This window comes from Dactylosporangium sp. CS-033363 (assembly GCF_050942475.1).
Taxonomy (GTDB): Bacteria; Actinomycetota; Actinomycetes; order Mycobacteriales; family Micromonosporaceae; genus Dactylosporangium.
This window is the reverse complement of the sequence record NZ_CP192032.1, coordinates 2952181-2970189: the sequence shown is the minus strand read 5'-3', so window position 1 is coordinate 2970189 and position 18009 is coordinate 2952181. Positions and strand designations below refer to the sequence as shown.

At 71.2% G+C, this 18009-nt stretch carries 20 protein-coding genes; 14 read left to right on the top strand and 6 right to left on the bottom strand.

What is annotated here, in order from left to right; genetic code table 11:
* Position 1 precedes the first annotated feature (1 nt).
* From ACQPZ4_RS13680 to ACQPZ4_RS13670, 3 genes are all read right to left on the bottom strand, one after another.
* Complete coding sequence (locus ACQPZ4_RS13680) at positions 2 to 340, bottom strand: ArsR/SmtB family transcription factor (RefSeq protein WP_433059937.1); 339 nt, start codon at positions 338 to 340, stop codon at positions 2 to 4.
* Positions 330 to 761, bottom strand: coding sequence for an SRPBCC domain-containing protein (locus ACQPZ4_RS13675; protein ID WP_433059934.1), 432 nt, complete (start codon positions 759 to 761; stop codon positions 330 to 332). The genes ACQPZ4_RS13680 and ACQPZ4_RS13675 overlap by 11 nt, the downstream gene beginning before the upstream one ends.
* Before the next feature lie 64 nt (positions 762 to 825).
* The gene (locus tag ACQPZ4_RS13670; protein WP_433059931.1) at positions 826 to 1632 is read right to left on the bottom strand and encodes an alpha/beta fold hydrolase; all 807 of its coding nucleotides are present in this window, start codon (positions 1630 to 1632) and stop codon (positions 826 to 828) included.
* Positions 1633 to 1680: 48 nt separating this feature from the next.
* Between ACQPZ4_RS13670 and ACQPZ4_RS13665 the strand changes: the two genes are divergently transcribed.
* From ACQPZ4_RS13665 to ACQPZ4_RS13640, 6 genes are all read left to right on the top strand, one after another.
* On the top strand, positions 1681 to 2667 hold the full coding sequence (locus ACQPZ4_RS13665) for a DUF6461 domain-containing protein (protein ID WP_433059928.1): 987 nt from the start codon (positions 1681 to 1683) through the stop codon (positions 2665 to 2667).
* Between the two features lie 86 nt (positions 2668 to 2753).
* Positions 2754 to 3617 (top strand): RNA polymerase sigma factor SigJ, encoded by an 864-nt coding sequence (gene sigJ, locus ACQPZ4_RS13660; RefSeq protein ID WP_433059925.1) that lies wholly within the window; start codon positions 2754 to 2756, stop codon positions 3615 to 3617.
* The gene (locus ACQPZ4_RS13655) at positions 3607 to 5706 is read left to right on the top strand and encodes an MMPL family transporter (protein ID WP_433059923.1); all 2100 of its coding nucleotides are present in this window, start codon (positions 3607 to 3609) and stop codon (positions 5704 to 5706) included. The genes sigJ and ACQPZ4_RS13655 overlap by 11 nt, the downstream gene beginning before the upstream one ends.
* A gap of 10 nt (positions 5707 to 5716) precedes the next feature.
* The gene (locus tag ACQPZ4_RS13650; RefSeq protein ID WP_433059921.1) at positions 5717 to 6058 is read left to right on the top strand and encodes an MmcQ/YjbR family DNA-binding protein; all 342 of its coding nucleotides are present in this window, start codon (positions 5717 to 5719) and stop codon (positions 6056 to 6058) included.
* Positions 6059 to 6127: 69 nt separating this feature from the next.
* Positions 6128 to 6493, top strand: a complete 366-nt coding sequence (locus tag ACQPZ4_RS13645; RefSeq protein ID WP_433059919.1) for a hypothetical protein — start codon at positions 6128 to 6130, stop codon at positions 6491 to 6493.
* 10 nt (positions 6494 to 6503) lie between these two features.
* Positions 6504 to 6761 (top strand): YciI family protein, encoded by a 258-nt coding sequence (locus ACQPZ4_RS13640; RefSeq protein WP_433059916.1) that lies wholly within the window; start codon positions 6504 to 6506, stop codon positions 6759 to 6761.
* Positions 6762 to 6778: 17 nt separating this feature from the next.
* Here the strand turns inward: ACQPZ4_RS13640 and ACQPZ4_RS13635 are convergent, their stop codons facing one another.
* Positions 6779 to 7123 carry a hypothetical protein gene (locus ACQPZ4_RS13635; protein ID WP_433059914.1) on the bottom strand — a complete coding sequence of 115 codons (345 nt, stop codon included), beginning with the start codon at positions 7121 to 7123 and terminating at the stop codon, positions 6779 to 6781.
* Positions 7124 to 7181: 58 nt separating this feature from the next.
* Here ACQPZ4_RS13635 and ACQPZ4_RS13630 point away from each other — a divergent pair, with 58 nt between their 5' ends.
* The 6 genes from ACQPZ4_RS13630 (at position 7182) to ACQPZ4_RS13605 (ending at position 13252) form a co-directional block, all read left to right on the top strand.
* Complete coding sequence (locus tag ACQPZ4_RS13630) at positions 7182 to 7598, top strand: hypothetical protein (protein WP_433059912.1); 417 nt, start codon at positions 7182 to 7184, stop codon at positions 7596 to 7598.
* Between the two features lie 10 nt (positions 7599 to 7608).
* A complete protein-coding gene (locus ACQPZ4_RS13625) occupies positions 7609 to 8523 on the top strand; it encodes a sugar phosphate isomerase/epimerase family protein (protein ID WP_433059909.1) in 915 nt (304 codons plus the stop codon).
* 59 nt (positions 8524 to 8582) lie between these two features.
* Entirely contained in the window at positions 8583 to 9341 is a 759-nt protein-coding gene (locus ACQPZ4_RS13620; RefSeq protein ID WP_433059906.1) for an endonuclease/exonuclease/phosphatase family protein, read from the top strand.
* 22 nt (positions 9342 to 9363) lie between these two features.
* Entirely contained in the window at positions 9364 to 10194 is an 831-nt protein-coding gene (locus ACQPZ4_RS13615) for a MerR family transcriptional regulator (protein WP_433059903.1), read from the top strand.
* A 104-nt stretch (positions 10195 to 10298) separates the two neighbouring features.
* Positions 10299 to 11771: an arabinofuranosidase catalytic domain-containing protein gene (locus ACQPZ4_RS13610; RefSeq protein ID WP_433059900.1), complete on the top strand. Its 1473-nt coding sequence runs from the start codon at positions 10299 to 10301 to the stop codon at positions 11769 to 11771.
* Between the two features lie 53 nt (positions 11772 to 11824).
* Positions 11825 to 13252, top strand: coding sequence for a glycine hydroxymethyltransferase (locus tag ACQPZ4_RS13605; RefSeq protein ID WP_433066508.1), 1428 nt, complete (start codon positions 11825 to 11827; stop codon positions 13250 to 13252).
* A gap of 39 nt (positions 13253 to 13291) precedes the next feature.
* Here ACQPZ4_RS13605 and ACQPZ4_RS13600 read toward each other — a convergent pair whose 3' ends face one another.
* Both ACQPZ4_RS13600 and ACQPZ4_RS13595 read right to left on the bottom strand, forming a co-directional pair.
* Positions 13292 to 14440, bottom strand: a complete 1149-nt coding sequence (locus tag ACQPZ4_RS13600; RefSeq protein WP_433059897.1) for a hypothetical protein — start codon at positions 14438 to 14440, stop codon at positions 13292 to 13294.
* Positions 14441 to 14570: 130 nt separating this feature from the next.
* The gene (locus ACQPZ4_RS13595; protein ID WP_433059894.1) at positions 14571 to 15959 is read right to left on the bottom strand and encodes a hypothetical protein; all 1389 of its coding nucleotides are present in this window, start codon (positions 15957 to 15959) and stop codon (positions 14571 to 14573) included.
* Positions 15960 to 16116: 157 nt separating this feature from the next.
* On the opposite strand from ACQPZ4_RS13595, the gene ACQPZ4_RS13590 reads away from it, so the two are divergent.
* Both ACQPZ4_RS13590 and ACQPZ4_RS13585 read left to right on the top strand, forming a co-directional pair.
* Positions 16117 to 16644, top strand: a complete 528-nt coding sequence (locus ACQPZ4_RS13590; RefSeq protein WP_433059892.1) for a SigE family RNA polymerase sigma factor — start codon at positions 16117 to 16119, stop codon at positions 16642 to 16644.
* On the top strand, positions 16641 to 17963 hold the full coding sequence (locus ACQPZ4_RS13585) for a hypothetical protein (RefSeq protein WP_433059889.1): 1323 nt from the start codon (positions 16641 to 16643) through the stop codon (positions 17961 to 17963). The genes ACQPZ4_RS13590 and ACQPZ4_RS13585 overlap by 4 nt, the downstream gene beginning before the upstream one ends.
* Positions 17964 to 18009: the final 46 nt, after the last annotated feature.

Below are 18009 nucleotides of genomic sequence, written 5' to 3'. Positions count from 1 at the left end.
GTTACTCGCTCAGCGCGTCCAGGTGCTCGGTGAGCGCGTCCAGCCGGCCGTCCCAGTCGCGCGCGAGGGCGGCCAGGAACTGCTGCGCCACGCGCATGGGAGCCGAGCTCAGCCGGTACCGCACCCGCCGCCGCTCCCCCGGCTCGGCCGTGACCAGGCCGGCGTCGGACAGCAGGGCCAGGTGCTTCGCGATCGCCTGCCGGGTGATGGGCAGGCGGTCGGCCAGGTCCGTCGCCGTGGCCGGACCCCCTTGGGCCAGCGCGGCCAGGATGGCGCGCCGGGACGGGTCGGCCAGGGCGACGAAGACCTGCTCGGCGATCGCCTCGTGATCAGGCGGCATTGAGGTAGTCGACCAACTCACCCAGCTCGTGCTTCCAGCCCCCGGTGTTGCTCTCGAAGGCCTTACGGTACGCATCCTCGGGCAGCTGCGCGAAGCCGGATTCAACCATTCGCAGCCGGGTGCCCGCGCCGGCCGGTTCGAGGCTGAACTCGACGTAGGTGCGGCGCGGGTCCTCGGCCGCGAGCCCGTTGATGCCCCAGGTGAAGGCGAACAGCGACGGCTCGTCGACCCGCTCGATGTGCAGGGTGGCCTGGTCGCCGCTGTCCCAGGTGAGCTTGGCGCTGCCGCCCTCGCGCAGGTCGACGGTGGCGCCGTTGCCGAACCACGTGCCCAGGCCCTCGGCGGTGGTCAGCGCGGCCCAGACCTTGGCCGGGGCGTGCGCGAGCTCGACGGTGCGCTCGATGCGATCGGGGAATCCCATGACAACCTCCAGTGAGTAGCAACCATCTGGTTGCTACTCAAGTTATTGCAACCGAACGGTTGCGTCAAGACCGGGCGCGGAGGAACTCCAGGATCGCCGCGTTGGTCGCCTCGGGCTGGTCGAGGTTGGCCGCGTGGCCGCAGTCCTCCAGCGTCACCACCGCGGACAGCGGGTTGGTCGCGGCGACGGCGGTGGCGTGCTCGCACGGCCACAGCTGGCTGTCCCGACCCGCAATGAGCAGATTTGGTACCGCCATGCGCGCGATCACGTCCCGCCAGTCGGCCTCGGCGTGGCTCTGCAGCAGCGCCCGCCGCTCCGGCGTACCGGGGTCGGCGAACGCGGGCATGCCGCCGAGCAGCTCGACGAGCTCGGCGATCCCGGCCGTGCGCGGCTGCCGCAGCCCCCGACCGGTGTCCGGGACCCCGCCCGCGAAGAACGTCCCGACGTTCTGCTTGGTCAGGCCGTAGAACCCGTGCTCCCAGCCGTCGCCGTTGACCATCCGCGGGGTCTGGTCGATGGTGACGACGGCTCCGACTCGCGCCGGGCCGAACAGGTCGTAGTACGCCCAGACCGCGCTCGCCCCCTGCGAACCGCCGATCAGCACGGCGTCCCGCAGGTCCAGCTCGACGAGCAGTTCGTGCAGGTCGGCGCCGTGGCGGGCGATGCGCTGCCCGTACGCGGGGGACTCGGAGCGGCCGTGCGAGCGGCGGTCGAAGCCGATCACCCGGTAGCCGGCCGCGGCCAGGTCGCGCCGCTGCAGCTCCCAGCTCTCCAGGGGCGCGCAGAAGCCGGCCACGAGCACCACCGGCCGGCCGGCCCCCTCGTCCTCGAAGTGCAGGCGTACCCCGTCTCCGCTGGTGAAATTCGGCATAATCCCGAATCTACAGACGTTCGGCGTGACGCGATTCGGGGAGCGACAATGCCTGACCTCACCGGCCACCCGCAGCATTACTCGACACAGATCAAGGTCCGCGGCCACCGCTTCGGCCTGGCCGAGCGCGAGCTCCCGGCGCTCGATGACTTCGCCGCCACGGGCCTGGTCGCCGGTACCGACGGCGGCGCCGTCATCCACACCGGGATCGCCGACGGCTGGCTGCACGTCCAGCTCGTGGTGCTGGCCGAGCCCCCGGCCGGCGTGGAGGACGGCTGGGAGGAGGCGGCCGAGGTCAGCTGGCGCGCCCTCGAGGGCCGGGCCGCGCTCGACGCGCGGGGCAGGGCCGCGACGCCGCCCTCGCCCGGCGACTACCGGCTGCGCGTGTACGCCCGCGGCCGCGACGAGGGCGATGTGTTCTACGAGCACTATCGCCTGGTCGTGTGGCCCGCGCCGGCCGCTGCCCCGGTGGTCCTGCGGCGCACCGACCGGCTCGGCCACCGGCTGCGCGGCGAGCCCGAGCCGGTGCGCCCGGCCCGGCCCGAGCACGCGTACCGCTGGCTGCGCCGCACCGTCATCGCGGAGGGCGGGACGGTCACCGTGGTCACCGGGGCGAGCCCGGCGGACGTGCTGCGCGCGTTCGGGGCCGATCCGGACCGACCGGAGCCGGTGGCCGAGTTCGGCGCCGACGGCCGCATCCTCGGCGTGCTCGACGCGGGCGGCGCGGTCGTCGTCGTGGAGCCGATGGGGTTCGCCGGCTCGCACGACGAGGTGCTGCTCGCCGCCTCCACGAGCGGCCGCGCGGCCAGCATGTACTGGAACATCAACGGCCATACCCGCCTCGCCTTCGCCGAGCGGGGCCGGATCGTCCCGCACGACGAGCTGCCCGAGGTGCTCGACGGCCTCGACTTCACCGACTACCTGGAGCTGCCGGGCAAGGGGCTGGTCGCCGTCGGGCGGTTCACCGGCCGCGGCCTCGCGCCCGAGGACCTGGAGCAGCTCCACGCCGGCGGCATCGGCTACCGCGTCCCCTGAGACGCCCGTCACACAAACCGGCCCGCGCATCACACTCCGGGCGGGCCGGCGCTCTCAGGACGCACAACCCACGGGAGGTACCACCGATGCCTGACGCCTTCAGCGACCACCGGGAACTGCTGTTCTCGGTCGTGTACAACATTCTCGGCAGCGTGGCCGACACCGAGGACGTGCTGCAGGACACGTGGCTCGCCTGGACCAGGCGGGAGGCCGACGAGGGCGCCGAGCCGGTCGAGCACCCGCGCGCCTACCTGGTGCGGGTCGCGGTGAACCGGGCGCTGCACCAGCGGGCCGCGATCAGCCGGCGGCGCGAGACGTACGTCGGGCCCTGGCTGCCGGAGCCGCTCGTCCGGCCGATCGAGGAGGATGCGGCCGAACGCGCCGAATCGGTGTCGATGGCCCTTTTGGTGGTGCTGGAGACGCTGACCCCGCTGGAGCGCGCGGTCTTCGTGCTGCACGAGGTGTTCGGCTACGCGCACCCCGAGATCGCCGAGATGCTCGGGAAGACCCCGGCGGCGGTACGGCAGCTGGCCCACCGCGCCCGCGAGAGCGTGCACGCCCGCCGGCCCCGCTACGAGCCCGATCCGCGGCTGCGCCGGCAGGTCACCGAGCGGTTCCTGGACGCCGCGCTCGGCGGGAACATCGACGCGCTGCTGGAGCTCCTGGCCCCGGAGGTCACCCTGTGGGGCGACGGCGGGGCGCAGGGCGCGGGCGGCACCAAGCCGATGCAGGGACGCGTGAAAGTGGCCCGGCTCATCGCCGCGATCGCCCAACGGCCGGGGCCGGGGCTGCGCATCGCGTACCGGCGCACCAACGGCGACCCGTCGGCGCTGCTGCTCATCGGCGACGACCCGTACGCGGTCGTCGTGCTCGACCTGGCGCCCGAGGACGGCCAGGTCACCGGCATCTACGTCGTCGCGAACCCGGAGAAGCTGACCAATGTGGGCTGACCTCCTCCCCGGGCGGCGCGGCGCCGCCCTCGAAGGCCGCGACCCGGAGCGGCCGGCCAAGGCGGGCTGGGCCGGCCTCGTCTCCGGGCGGCGCGGCAAGTGGGTCGTCGTCGCCGTCTGGGCCGTGCTGCTGGTGCCGGCCCTCATGCTCGCCGGGCGCCTCGGGGACGCCGAGGAGAACGACAACGCGGCCTGGTTGCCGGCCGGCGCCGAGTCGACCGCGGTGGCCGAGCGGGCCGCGAAGTTCCTGCCCGCCGACGCGGTGCCGGCGATCGTCGTGTACGACCGGCCGGGCGGGCTGACCGAGGCCGACGTGGCCAAGGCGCGCGCCGACGCCGAGGCGTTCGCCCGCGTTCCCAACGTCGCCGGTACCGTCCACGGCCCCGTCGTCTCGGACGACGGCGCGGCGATCCAGACCGTGGTGCCGGTACACAAGGATCGGACGGGCTGGGAGGGCATCGGCGCGACCGTCGACGCCCTCGCCGCCATCGGCCGGCAGGACGCGAACGGCCTCGGCTTCCACATCGCGGGACCGGCCGGCTACGCGTCGGACTCCATCAAGGCCTTCGCGCAGGCCGGGACACTCACCACGATCACGGCGCTGGCGGTGCTGGCGATCCTGCTCGTGACGTACCGGAGCCCGATTTTGCCCTTGTTGCCCCTGCTCACGGCCGGTGGCGCGCTGGCGGCGGCCGAGGCGCTGATCTTCCTGCTGGCCGAGCACGCCGGGCTGACCGTGAACAAGCAGACGAGCTTCCTGCTCGTGGTGCTCGTGTTCGGTGCCGCGACGGACTATGCGCTGTTGCTCATGTCGCGGTACCGCGAGGAGCTCCAGCGCCACGCCGACCGCCACGAGGCGATGGCCGAGGCGCTGCGGCGCTCCGCCCCCGCCATCGTCGCGAGCGCGGCGACGGTCGCGGTGAGCCTGATGCTGCTCATGTTCGCCTCGCTCAACTCCACGCGCGGGATGGGCCCGGCGTGCGCGATCGGCATCCTGGTCGGGCTGCTCGCCATGCTCACCTTGATGCCGGCGCTGCTGGTCATCTGCGGCCGCTGGGTGTTCTGGCCGTCGTTCCGAACGCGCCGTGAGCGTTTCTGGACGCGCACCGGCACCGCGATCGCGCGCCGCCCGCGCGCGGTCTGGATCGGCACGGTGCTCGTGCTCGGCGTCATGGCGCTCGGCGTGCTCGGCCTGCGCGCGGATGGACTGTCCAATCGCGACCAGTTCGTCGGCACCACGCAGATGGCAGTCGGCGAGGACATTCAGGCCCGCCATTTCCCGGCCGGTGCGGGCGATCCGATCGTCGTCGTGTCCACTGCGGACACCGCTGCAACCATCCATCTTGTACTGTCCAATGTCGACGGCATCGCGAACGTCGCACCCCCCGTGGTCAAGGACGGCGACGCGCTCGTCCTCGGCGAGCTGCGCGACGCGCCGGGCAGCACCGAGGCCATGGCCACCGTCGAGCGCGCCAGGGCCGCCCTCCGCGGGGTGGCCGGGGCCGGCGCCCAGGTCGGCGGCAACACCGCGGTCGCCCTCGACACCCAGGAGGCGGCCGCGCGGGACGATCGGCTGATCATCCCGATCGTGCTGCTGACGGTACTGGTGATCCTCGCGCTCCTGTTGCGGGCGATCGTCGCGCCGCTGCTGCTCATCGCCACCGTGGTGTTGTCGTTCGGGGCGGCGCTCGGGGTGAGCAGCCTGGTGTTCAACCGGGTGTTCGCCGGCGCCGACGCGTCGTTCCCGCTGCTGACGTTCGTGTTCCTGGTGGCGCTCGGCATCGACTACAACATCTTCCTCGTCACCCGGGTGCGCGAGGAGGCCCGCCGGCACGGCACCCGGCGCGGCGCGCTGACCGGGCTGGCCGCGACGGGCGGGGTCATCACGTCGGCGGGGTTCGTGCTCGCCGGTACGTTCGCCGCGATGGGCTCGCTGCCGCTGGTCTTCGCGGCCGAGCTGGGCTTCGCGGTGGCGTTCGGGGTGCTGCTCGACACGCTGGTGGTCCGCTCGGTGCTGGTCACCGCGCTGATCCTGGACGGCCGGTTCGGCAAGGCCTTCGACCGCCGGCCGGACGACCGGTCAGTCTAGGCTTCGGTGCATGGCAGACGCCGACGACGTGCGCCGGATCGCGCTGGGCCTCCCCGACGTGGTGGAGATCGACAGCGACGGCTTCGACTTCCGGGTGGCCAACAAGGGCTTCGTGTGGTCGTACCCCGAGCGCCACCCCGGCAGGCCCCGCGTGATCCGGACCGACATCGCGGTGCTGTACGTGGGCGACGAGGCGGAGAAGCAGGCCCTGCTGCTGGGCGAGCCGGAGCACTTCTTCACCGATCCGGGGTACGACGGCCTGCCGCTGGTGATGCTCCGCCTGGCCACCGTCGACGCGGCCCGCCTCGACGAGCTCATCACCGACGCCTGGCGCATGCGCTCCCCGGCATGACATTTGTCATCCCGCCGCTGTGCGCATCGGCATCGGTCTCGGTGCGCGGCCCCGCCTACCGTCAAGGTCATGGATGAGAACGAGACGCCGTTCCTGACCGCCAAGTCGGGCGCCACCTGGTACTTCAACCTCCTCGGCGGCACGAAGCGGCGCGGCCCCTGGACCATGCCCCAGGACATGCGCGTCATCGGCCCGCTGGGCGGCGCCAACCTCGACCTGACCGAGGCCACCCTGCCGGCGAACCCGGTCCTGACGAAGATCAGCCTGGTCGGCGGCGTCTCCCTGCGCGTCCCGGCCGACGTCGACATCGAGGTCGAGGGCTTCCGCCTCTTCGGCGGCGTCCGCATCGCCCCGCCGACGGCCACCCCGGCCCGCAAGCTCAAGGTCCGCGAGTACAGCCTCATCGGCGGCATCCACATCGAGCGCGGCAACTAGCCTGACTCGCATGTGGATCCTGGAACTCGCGTTCACCCCCACCGAGGAGCGCCTGGCCGCCCGCCCCGCCCACCGCGAACGCCTCGCGGCCCTGCGCGCGGCGGGCGCCGTCCATATGGCCGGCCCGCTGGCCGACGACTCCGGCGCCGTCCTGCTGCTGAACGTCCCCGACCGCGCGGCGGCGGACGCCATCATCGCCGCCGACCCGTACTACACCACCGACGGCGTGACCATCCACCAGCTCCGCGAGTGGAACCCCCTGCCGTAGAACCCGTACCACCGCGACTAGCCGGAGCGCGCGGACGCGCACTTCGCATCGCGCCGCGGCACCGTCTCACCGGCCACGGCGCGAATGCGCTCCAGCAACGCCACGACTTTCGGCTCCGTCTCGAAGACGTACATACCGCCGGAGAAGTAGTGCTGGCGATGCTCGAAAAACAGACACGCCCGCAGTAGGTCGACGTCGTCCGGAAGCTCCTCCACCGCTTCCCGCTCCCCCCACGCCGCACCCAAGAACGCCCGGAGCCCGCTCAACCCGCCGTGCAGTGCGTAGCCGTTGTACGTCTGCGCGAACCGCAGAAGTTCCTCGAACCCGGCCCTTGTGTCGGGTACGGGGATCTCGTCGGCCACGCGCACCTCACGGGCGGTCACCACGTGCCGCTCGGCGAACGCGTCGACGATGAGCCGGGTGTCGGACCTGTCCGGCTCCAGCCGGAACGCGCAGCCGCAGGCCATCGTGGTCGACCGAGCTTTCCGTTCGGGCGCGGATCACGGCATGGAAATACACCTGGATGCGGCGAAGGGTTTCGGCCGGCACGTCGAAACGTCGGGACGGATCGAGCACGTCGATGAGGTGCGAGTGTTGCCGTTCGCGGGCGACGTCGACCGGTCGCCGCCCCTCGGCGTCGCGCAGGCCGCGCCAGGCGCCACGCTCGACCAAGTTGAGCCGGGCCTGCGCCGTGGTCCGATCCATCGACTCGGCGCGTGTCGTTCCGTCCCAGATTTGCTCGACCATGGGCTTATCTTCGCGCAAGGTCGGTCAGTGAATTTGGCCAAGCTTCCGTTGAAAAAGACAAAAGTTCTGTTGATCTCAGCAGTTCGATAGCGTGCGATGCATGGAACTTTTGTCTCGTCGTTCTGTGCTCGGGGCCGCCGCCGGGGCCGCGACGCTCGCCACCGTGGGAGCCGCTGGGCCGGCCGGGGCTCACGAGGAGTCGCGCAACCCGCCGCACCGGGTGCCGCGCGAGCAGATCAGCGTGCAGCTGTACACCCTGCGCGACCAGCTCAACATCGATCTGGCCGGGAGTCTGGCCGAGTTGAAGCGGATCGGCTTCACGCGCATCGAGCATGCCGGGTTCGTGGGGCGGACGGCCGCGCAGTTCCGGGCGGCGCTCGATGCGGCCGGCATCAAGGCGACGTCCGGGCATGTCGGCATTCCGCAGCCGTTCGACGCGAACGTGTGGGAGCAGGCGCTGCACGACGCGAACACTGTCGGCAACAAGTACATCGTGCATCCGTTCTTCGGGATCGACTCGGCCACGGGGCAGCCGATCCGGGACGGGGCGAAGTATCGGGCGATGGCGCGGGATCTCAACCGGGCCGGGGCCATGGCGCGGCGGGCCGGGATCGACTTCGGGTACCACAACCACAACCTGGAGTTCACCCGGCAGGACGGGGGCAGCCGCACCGGGTACGACATCCTGACCGCCGAGACCGACCCGGGGCTGGTGCACCTCGAAGTGGACCTGTTCTGGGCCTGGGTCGGCGCGGCGGATCCGGTCGACCTCATCGCCAAGCACCGCGGGCGGATCCGGCAGGTGCACGTCAAGGATCTGAACACCGCCCGCAGTTTCGAGGACGCGGGGTCGGGGCTCATCGACTTCGGCCGGATCTTCCAGCACACCCGGGAGGCCGGGATCGCCGAGTTCATCATCGAGCGGGACGACGCGGGGACGCCGCCGCGCACGCCGGCCGATGCGCTCACGACCGCGCGCAACGGGTTCCAGTATCTGGACAACCTGCGTTTCTGAGCGAACCTGCGAAAGCCCGCGGCGCGCGTCGCGGGCTTTCGCAGGGCAGTCTGTGCACTGTGGAACTTCGACTGCTGACGTTCAATGCGCTGTTCAAGGGCGACGTGCAACCGCGCATCGAGGCGATCGGGGCGCTGCTCGAACGCTCCGACTACGACGTCGTGTGCCTGCAGGAAGTGATGTCACCCGCGATGGCGCGGCTGCTGGGGCGGCTGGCGGGGTCGTTCGGGCACAGGCAGTACACCGGCGGGGGCTTGATAAAAGGCGGGCTCGTGCTGCTGTCGCGGCGGCCGATCGCGGTGCGCGAGTTTGTGCGTTTCCCGCTCACCCGGCCGGTCCGGCCGGAGCTTTTGATGCGCAAGGGTGCGCAGATCGCGCGGTTGCACACGGCGGCGGGGCCGTTCGTCGTGGTCAATACGCACCTGTCGGCCAACCGCGACGATGACTGGAGCGCGCAGAACCGGTTCACGGCGGTGGCCCGCGCGGAGCTCTCGGCCCTGGGCCGTGCGCTTGCCGCGATTGATCCGGGTGTACCGGTAGTGGTCTGCGGCGACCTGAACCTCCCGCGCAACTCCGCGGCCCTCACGGAGTTCTGCGCGGACAACGGGTTGCGCGATGCGATGGCCGGCGACGAGCGCCCCACCTATCGGCCGACGGCGCAATGGCCGAATCCGCCCGCGTTCGATCACGTGTTGGTGCGCGGTTCGCTCACCGCGTCGTGCCGGATCGTGCTCACCGACGACTCCGTGACGTTGCCGGACGGTCGCAGCGTGTTCCTGTCCGACCACTTTGGAGTGGCGGCGGATCTGCGCGTTTGACCTTCACCCGGGGTCAAGGCGCATGGTGCTCGATGTGGACACGAGCGACCTGCTGACCATCGGGGTGTTCGCGCGGCGCAGCTGGCTCTCGCCGCGGGCATTGCGACTGTACGAGCAGCAGGGCCTCCTGCTGCCCGCGCTCGTCGACGAGCGGACGGGGTACCGCTGGTACCGGCCCGACCAGCTCGAAGCGGCCCGGCTGGTGGCCCGCCTGCGCCGCCTCGAGATGCCGCTCGCCCGGATCGCGGAGATCGTGGCGGCGCCGCGCGGGGACGCGGCCGGGCTGCTGGACGCGTACTGGACCGACGAGGAGTACCGCGTCGCCGCCCGCCGGGAGCTCGTGAACCACCTGCGCATCCGATTGCTGGGCGAGGAGGGGGATCTGTCGATGTACGACATCCAGGTGCGGGACGTGCCCGAGCAGCTGGTGCTGACGGAGCAGCGGCACGTCCGCGTCCAGGACCTGCCGGGCTGGATCGACGAGGGCATCGGGCGGCTGCTCAAGGCGGCCGCCGGGCACGGCGACGGCATGGTCGGGCCGTGTTTCATCATCTATCACGGTGCCGTGAACGAGGACTCGGACGGGCCGGTGGAGATCTGCCTGCCGATCGCGCCCGGCAGCGACGTGGCCGCGGCGACCCGCGTGGAGGCGGCGCACCGGGAGGCGTACACCCGGATCAAGAAGTCGCAGGTGCAGTTTCCGCAGATCCTCTCGGCCTACGACGCCGTGCAGCAGTGGTTCGACCGGGAGGGCGCGACGCCGCTCGGGTCGCCGCGGGAGGTGTACTTCGCGGACTTCATGGCGGCCGGCCCGGATGACCTGGTCTGCGACGTCGCGCAGCCCATCGAATAGACACCGTTGACACCATCGATGTTAGCGATAACACTCGGGGACACTCCGCGAAACGCCACACTGCCATGTGAGCGTTAACACCCCCAATCCCCCGAGAGGCCCTCATGCGTCTCAGATCGTGGTTCGTCAGTGCCGCCGCCGCGGTGCTCGGGCTCGGCGCGCTGGTCGCGCTGCCCGGCACCGCCGAGGCGGCCGGCACCCTCCCGTGCGACATCTACGCCAACGGCGGCACCCCCTGCGTCGCCGCGCACAGCACGACCCGCGCGCTCTTCGGCTCGTACAACGGCTCGCTCTACCAGGTCCGCCGCTGGTCCGACGGCGCCACGTCCAACATCGGCACGCTCAGCGCCGGCGGGTACGCCAACGCGGCCGCCCAGGACTCGTTCTGCTCCGGCACCTACTGCACGATCGTGCGCATCTACGACCAGACCACCCGCCACAACGACCTGACGATCGCGCCCGGCGGCGGCGCCAACCCCACCGCCGACCAGGGCGCCAACGCGGCCGCGCTGCCCGTGACGGCGGGCGGGCACAAGGTCTACGGCGTGTACATTTCAGCCGGCAACGGCTACCGCAACAACAACACCAACGGCGTGGCCACCGGCAGCGCGCCCGAGGGCATGTACATGGTCACCGAGGGCACGCACGTCAACGACCGCTGCTGCTTCGACTACGGCAACGCCGAGACGAACAACCTGGACACCGGCAACGGCGACATGGACGCCATCTACTTCGGCAACCTGTGCTGGTTCTCCCCCTGCGCGTCCGGCCCGCGGGTCGCCGCCGACCTGGAGAACGGCCTGTTCGCCGGCGGCAACGGCTCGAACACCGCGAACACCGGCCGCAACTCCGCGTTCGTGACGGCGATGCTGAAGAACAACGGCACCACGACGTACGCGATCAAGGACGGCAACGCGCAGTCCGGCGGGCTCAAGACGCAGTACAACGGCGGGCTGCCGACCCAGTCCGGCTACCGGCCGATGACCAAGCAGGGCGCGATCATCCTCGGCATCGGCGGCGACAACAGCAACGGCTCGGTCGGCTCCTTCTTCGAGGGCGTCATGACCAGCGGGTACCCGACCGACGCGACCGAGAACTCGGTGCAGTCGAACATCGTCGCGGTCGGCTACAGCAAGAGCGTCACGTTCCCGGTGAACGGCGCGGCGTACCGGCTGACCAACCTCGCGAGCGGCAAGGTGCTCGACGCGGTGAACTGCGGCACCGCCAACGGCACCGGCATCCAGCTGTGGCAGAACCTGAACAACGCCTGCCAGCAGTGGCGCTTCAACAACGTCGGCCCGAACAAGTGGACCATCACCAACGTCAACGCCGGCAAGGTGCTCGACGCGGTCAACTGCGGCCTGGCCCTCGGCACCGCCACGAACCTGTGGCAGTCGCTGGGCAACACGTGCCAGCAGTGGGCGGTCATCCCGGCGGGCAACGGCCGGTACGAGATCGTCGTCGAGAACAGCGGCATGGTCCTCGACGACCAGAACTGCGGCACCGCCAACGGCACCAAGGTCCAGATGTGGATGTGGCTGAACAACACCTGCCAGCTCTGGTCGTTCTCCTCGTAAAGGCTGGTCCGGGGCGGTCGGTAGGATGGAGCCGACTGCCCTGGGCCACCTGCATTGGAGTTTTCTTGAACGCCGAGTCGACTGCATTCCGTGCCGCGTTGGAGGCCGTCCGCGCCGTTGAGCCGCGCATCGCCGACGCGATCGCGAAGGAGCTCACCGATCAGCGGGAGTCGCTGAAGCTGATCGCGAGCGAGAACTACGCCTCGCCCGCCGTCCTGCTCGCGATGGGCAACTGGCTGTCGGACAAATACGCGGAGGGCACCATCGGCCGCCGCTTCTACGCCGGCTGCCAGAACGTCGACACGGTCGAGGCCGTCGCCGTCGAGCACGCGAAGGCCCTGTTCGGCGCCCCGTACGCGTACGTCCAGCCGCACTCGGGCATCGACGCCAACCTGGTCGCGTACTGGGCGATCCTGGCCGACCGGGTCGAGGTGCCGTACCTGGCCAAGTTCGGCAAGCGGCAGGTCAACGACCTCACCGACGCCGAGTGGGCCGAGCTGCGCGCCGCGTTCGGCAACCAGCGGATGCTCGGGATGTCCCTGGACGCGGGCGGGCACCTCACCCACGGGTTCCGGCCGAACATCTCGGGGAAGATGTTCGACCAGCGCAGCTACGGCGTCGACCCGGCGACCGGGCTCATCGACTACGCCGCGCTGCGCGAGACGGCCCGCGAGTTCAAGCCGCTGGTGATCGTCGGCGGCTACTCCGCGTACCCCCGCAAGGTCAACTTCGCCACCATGCGCGAGATCGCGGACGAGGTCGGCGCCACCCTCATGGTCGACATGGCCCACTTCGCGGGTCTCGTCGCGGGCAAGGTCTTCACCGGCGACTTCGACCCGGTGCCGCACGCGCACATCGTGACCACGACGACGCACAAGAGCCTGCGGGGCCCGCGCGGCGGTGCGGTGCTGGCCCAGCCCTCGCTCGCCGACCAGGTCGACCGCGGCTGCCCGATGGTCCTCGGTGGGCCGTTGTCACACGTCATGGCGGCCAAGGCGATCGCGTTCGCGGAGGCTCGGCAGCCCTCGTTCGCCACGTACGCCCAGCAGATCGTGACCAACGCGCAGGCCCTCGCCGAGGGTCTGGCGCGGCGGGGTGTTCAGCTGGTGTCGGGTGGCACGGAGAACCACCTCGTGCTGCTCAACGTGCACCCGTTCGGGCTCACCGGGCGGCAGGCTGAGCAGGCACTGCTCGACTCTGGTGTGGTCACCAACCGGAACGCCGTGCCGAACGACCCCAACGGCGCCTGGTACACCTCCGGGATCCGGATCGGTACGCCCGCCCTGACCAGCCGCGGCCTCGGGGCTGCCGAGATGGACCAGATCGCCGAGCTGATCCACACCGTGCTGTCCGGGACCTCGGCCGCCGAGGGGTCGAAGGCGAAGTACCAGCTCGACCCGGCGCTCGCGGATCGGGTGAGCAAGCAGGCTACCGAGCTGCTGGCGCCGTTCCCGCTGTACCCGAGCGTTGACCTGGGCTGAGTTGCTCGCGTCGCGGGCCGGCTCTGTCAGGAGCCGGCCCTACGGCGTTGGGCTGGCTGACGCCGACGGCGAGCTCACGGCTCCAGGCTGCGGTTCGCTGTCACACGCCGCCCGCCGCATGCTGTCGGTCAGCCTGTGGTCCAATGGCCGTGCCGCCCCGGGTCCGGCGCTGCCGTCCGGCCGGATCTCGAACGCGAGCGTCCCGGCCGACTCCGGGTCGGCAGGGGCCACCGGCCCCAGGCAGGCGATCGCGAGGACACCGACCTCGACCGGCTCGGTCCGCTGCGGCACGAGCTGCCGCTCGGTTACCGGTGCGTTCCAGGTGATGGTCGCCCCGCCGGAGGCATCGGTCTCGGCCGCGTACACCCGGCGAACGGCACTGCCCGACCGCAGCGCCGCCCGCGGCAGCGCGATCGCGACCCCGACCCGCTCGGCGTTGTCGACGCGGACCTTGAACGCGACCCGGCCGTCCGGCAGGACCTCGGCTGACAGAGTGACCCTCCCCGGCGGCGGTCGGCCGTCGTCACACTCGTCGCCGAGGTACCGCAGATCCGAGTCCGGGCTCTTCGGCGCCACGTAGGCATGCGTCAGGAACCGGCGCTCGCCCGGCTCGGCGGACAGGCGACCGGCCACCGGCTTTCCGATCCCGCGCGTGTGCCGGCCCACGAGCAGCCAGCGCGTGTCCACCCACTTGGTGATCGGTTCGACGACGGGATCGCCGAGGCAGTAGCCGACGAACCCGATCGTGCAGTTGCTGTCGAACCGGTCGGTCTGCTGGAACGACAGGCCCGGGCCGTTGCGCGCGTAGTTGCCGATCGGCCCGGTCGTCACGCCGTAGTACGGCCAACCGTAGGGCGGTGCCCCGTCGCACGCCGCCGGGCTCAACCCGTTCGGCGTCGCCGGCGCGACGACGTTCGCCGCGGCGATGACGAGCACCGGCAGGCCGAGAACGGCCGCGGCCACCCCGAGCCAGTCGGTGAGCGAACCACCCGCCGCCGGCGACGGCGACCTGGGCCGCGTCCGCACAGCCTGTCGATAGGTGAACGCGATGGCCACCACCATGGCGGCACTGACTGCGACATCGACCGCGGCGATCCGATCGGCGCCATACAGCCATCCTGCACGCACGAACGCTACCCGTGCCGCGATGAGGAGGACCACGAACACGACGAGCACGAACCACCACACGAGTGGACGCCGGTGCCGGGGCCGATAGTCGTCGGGCCCGGCTGATCCATCTGCCTCGCTGGAAGCCACCGGCCCATGCTCCTCGCGGCATCCGGCGCCGGCCAGTCACCCGATGGGGTGACGGCGACGATCAGCAGGACCGCACCGCCGGATCGACCAGCGGTGTCCCGGCAAGCGGCCCGCTCGTCAGGCCGTTGTTGTAGAACGCGTCCGCCGAGACCCAGAACCGATCGTTCCACGGGTCGGAGGCGATGCGGTACCAATTGGTGTTGCCGTTCTGCACGGCGAATCCCTGGGCGACGCAGCTGATCTGCACGGTCGTGTTCGCGGGCACGGTCGGCCCCTCTTCCCCACCGGCGTTGGTGCGGTCCGTCCACGTGTGCGCGGGACCGCCGGCCGTCTCCGCATACGTCGAAGGCGTCGAACCGGGGTCCGCCGTTCGCCCCGGCACCGTGATCTCGTTCGAGCGGGCCGGGCCGATGGAGACCCGGACGGTGTCGCCGGGGAGCTGATCCTGGCAGGTGTGCCCGTTGTCGTACGTCTGCGGGGTGCCCGATACGACGAGGTCGAAGCCGGCCGGGCCGCCGCTGCCGAAGTCGCAGACGTAGCGGTACGTCCCGGGGCTGAAGCCGGTCAACGTCATCGTGATCCACGACTGGTGTGCGGTGCTCCAGCCGATCCGGATCGAGCCGATGGCCGGGTGCGCGGTCGTCGGCGCCGTCGTTGGCACGGCCTTCGACGGAGACTTCCCCGCCGTCCGAGTCGGTGTCGGGCTCGCTGTCGGTGCGGATGTCGCTGGTTGCGTGCCGTCCGGGCAGCTCGTCGGCGTGGGCGCCCCGATGAGCTTCGGTCCGAAGGTCGCCATGACGGCGTTGTGGTCCAGGTCGGTGGTGCACACCAGCACCTGCGCGGTCACCGTCGCGGGCGTGAGTTTTCCGAGGTAGTACCGGTTGACCGCGGCGAGCTTGTCGGCCTGGGTGTCCTTGCCGGCGATGATGACGAGACGGTTCTTCTCCGGGTGCTCGGCCAGCCAGTCTCGCAGGTTCTCGGCCGACTGGTAGTCGGTGTCGCAGGCGTTCGAGGAGACCTCGGTGCCGCCAGGGTCCAGCATGAGGATGTTGTCGACGTTGGCGGCGAGCGAGTCGGAGGCCCGCAGGAGATAGAGCGGCCCGAGCCTACCCAGGCTGAAGCCTGCCAGCTGCGTGACGACCTTGCCATTGATCTTGTCCGGGTAGGTGGCGTGGTCCGGGCCGCACGCCTTCTCGTCGCCGTTCCAGCGGCCGTTGTAGGTGCCGGTGCCACCCGTGAACACGGGCACACACGGACCGGCCTGGGCACGCAGGCGGCGGGCCGCCGATGCCGCCTGGGCCAGGCCCGCACAGCCTTTGCCCGAGTAGAAGACGGCCGTGACGGCTGGTGTCGACGAAGCGGCCAGGCGCAGCGAGCCCGTCGCCGTCGCGATGCCGGCGAGGGCAACGGCGAGCGTGGCGATCAGAAGCCAGGTACCGCGACGACCCATGAGTCCTCCCAGCTGACGCTCGAACAAGCGTATCGATGGCGGGCCGTGACGGCTTCCATGTACCTCGTTCGTGGCCACGCATGGTCGTCGATAAGGTCGCGGAAGCGGCGTGCAACCGAATCGGGGGCGGGGGCGCACCTATGTGCAGGGAGGTGTCATGCCGCGGGCAGAGACGGAAGAGCAAGAGCAGTTTCGGGAGTACTTCACGGCACGGCACGACGCCGTCCGCCGGACGGCCTACGTGTTGTGCGGCGACTGGCATTGGGCCGACGACCTGACCCAGGCCGCGTTCATCCGCCTGGCCACCGGCTGGCGGACGGTCCGCGATCGCGGCGCGCTCGATGCGTTCGTCCGCACGTGCCTGGTGCGGGCGTACCTGTCGGACGTCAAACGGGTCTGGCGGCGCCGGGAGCGCAGCGTCGCCGAGCCGCCCGACGTCGCCGGGACGGGAAACGCAGCCGAGCGGGCCGACGGCCGGATGACGTTCGAGGCCGCATTGCGAAAGCTGCCCCCGCGGCAGCGGGCGGTCCTGCTGTGCCGGTACTACCAGGATCTCGACGTCGCCGAGACGGCCGCGACGCTCGGGTGCTCGCAGGGCACGGTCAAGAGTCAGGCCGCGCGCGGGCTGGCGAAGCTCAAGGAGTTGCTCGAAGGTCAGACGACGGTGCTGGGAGGCCGGCGGTGAACCCCACGCGGACGGATTTCGAGGAGATCGCCCGGAAGAGCGCGCCGCCGTCGCGGTTGTCGGCCGACGGGGTGTACGCGGAGGCGTTCCGGCGGCAGCGGAACCGGACCACGGCGTGGGTGGCTGGCGGGGTGACCGCGCTGCTGCTCGCCGCCGGGACCGGGGGTGCGGTGCTCAACCGGTCGGCGCCGGCGCCGGCGGGGCCGAGCACGTCGCCGAGTACCCCGGCGACCGGAGCTGCCCGGGCAGAACCGCAGGGGCCCGTCGTGCGGGTGGAGGCGTCCGACGCCGAGCACCTGTACGCGACCGTCAACGACTGCACCGGCCGGTGCCGGCTGAAGCTCATCGGCACCGACGACGGCGGCAGGACGTGGACGGTGCGGCAGGACGACTTCGGCAACGGGGACTTCACGGTGCCGGTGCCGGGAGTGCTGTTCCGGGCCGTCGGGACGATCAACGACAAGTACGACGGGCAGGCGGCGAACGGGCCGAAGACCTACTACGCGTACCAGATGAGCAGCGACGGCGGGCGGACCTGGCGGGGCATGCAGGAGAGCGCGCAGGCCGTGGCCGAGATGTCGGCGGGCGGCTGGCTCGACCGGCCGTGCTGGTCCGCCGACGACCCGTGCCTGTTCAAGGCGTTCGACCCGGTCAACGCGAAGATCGCGCCGCTGAAGAACCAGCCGCCGATCGACGGGGAGGTCGCCTACGTGCCCACCGCGGCGGGCCTCTGGGTGGCGGGCACGCACAAGCAGAGCGAGCGGGCCGCCGTCGCGGTCAGCCACGACCGCGGCCGCACCTGGACGACCCGGGAGTTCGGGGACGCGCAGCCGACCCAGCGGCCCTCCGTGGTGGCGTTCACGGCGGACGGCGTCACAGGGTACGTCATCGTCCAGGAGACCCACCTCGACCTGGACCGCAACGACAGGGCGACGGCGACCGCGACCGCGCAGCCGAACACGACGACGGGCCTGGTCCAGCGCACCGCCGACGGCGGGCAGACCTGGCAGGAGGTCGACCTCGGGCACACGCTGCCGGTGCAGTACACGATCTTCAACGGCGACGGGTTCGTCGCCGGCGACGGCACTCACGTGGTGTTCGTCCGCGGCGACGGGCCGGTCCAGTGGGTGTCGGGGAAGGACGGGACGTACCAGCCGGGCCGGCCCGCCGGGCTCGGCGAGAAGCTGACCAGCAACGGCGGGCACCCGATCGTCATAACGGTGGCCAAGGGGCTGTACCTCGCGTTCGACTCCAACGCCGCCTACCGCTCGGCCGACGGCCGCACCTTCACCCGCATCCCGGTCGACGTACCCCGCTGACCGCTCACCGCACGGCCCGGACCCGTCGGCGGCGGGTCCGGGCACC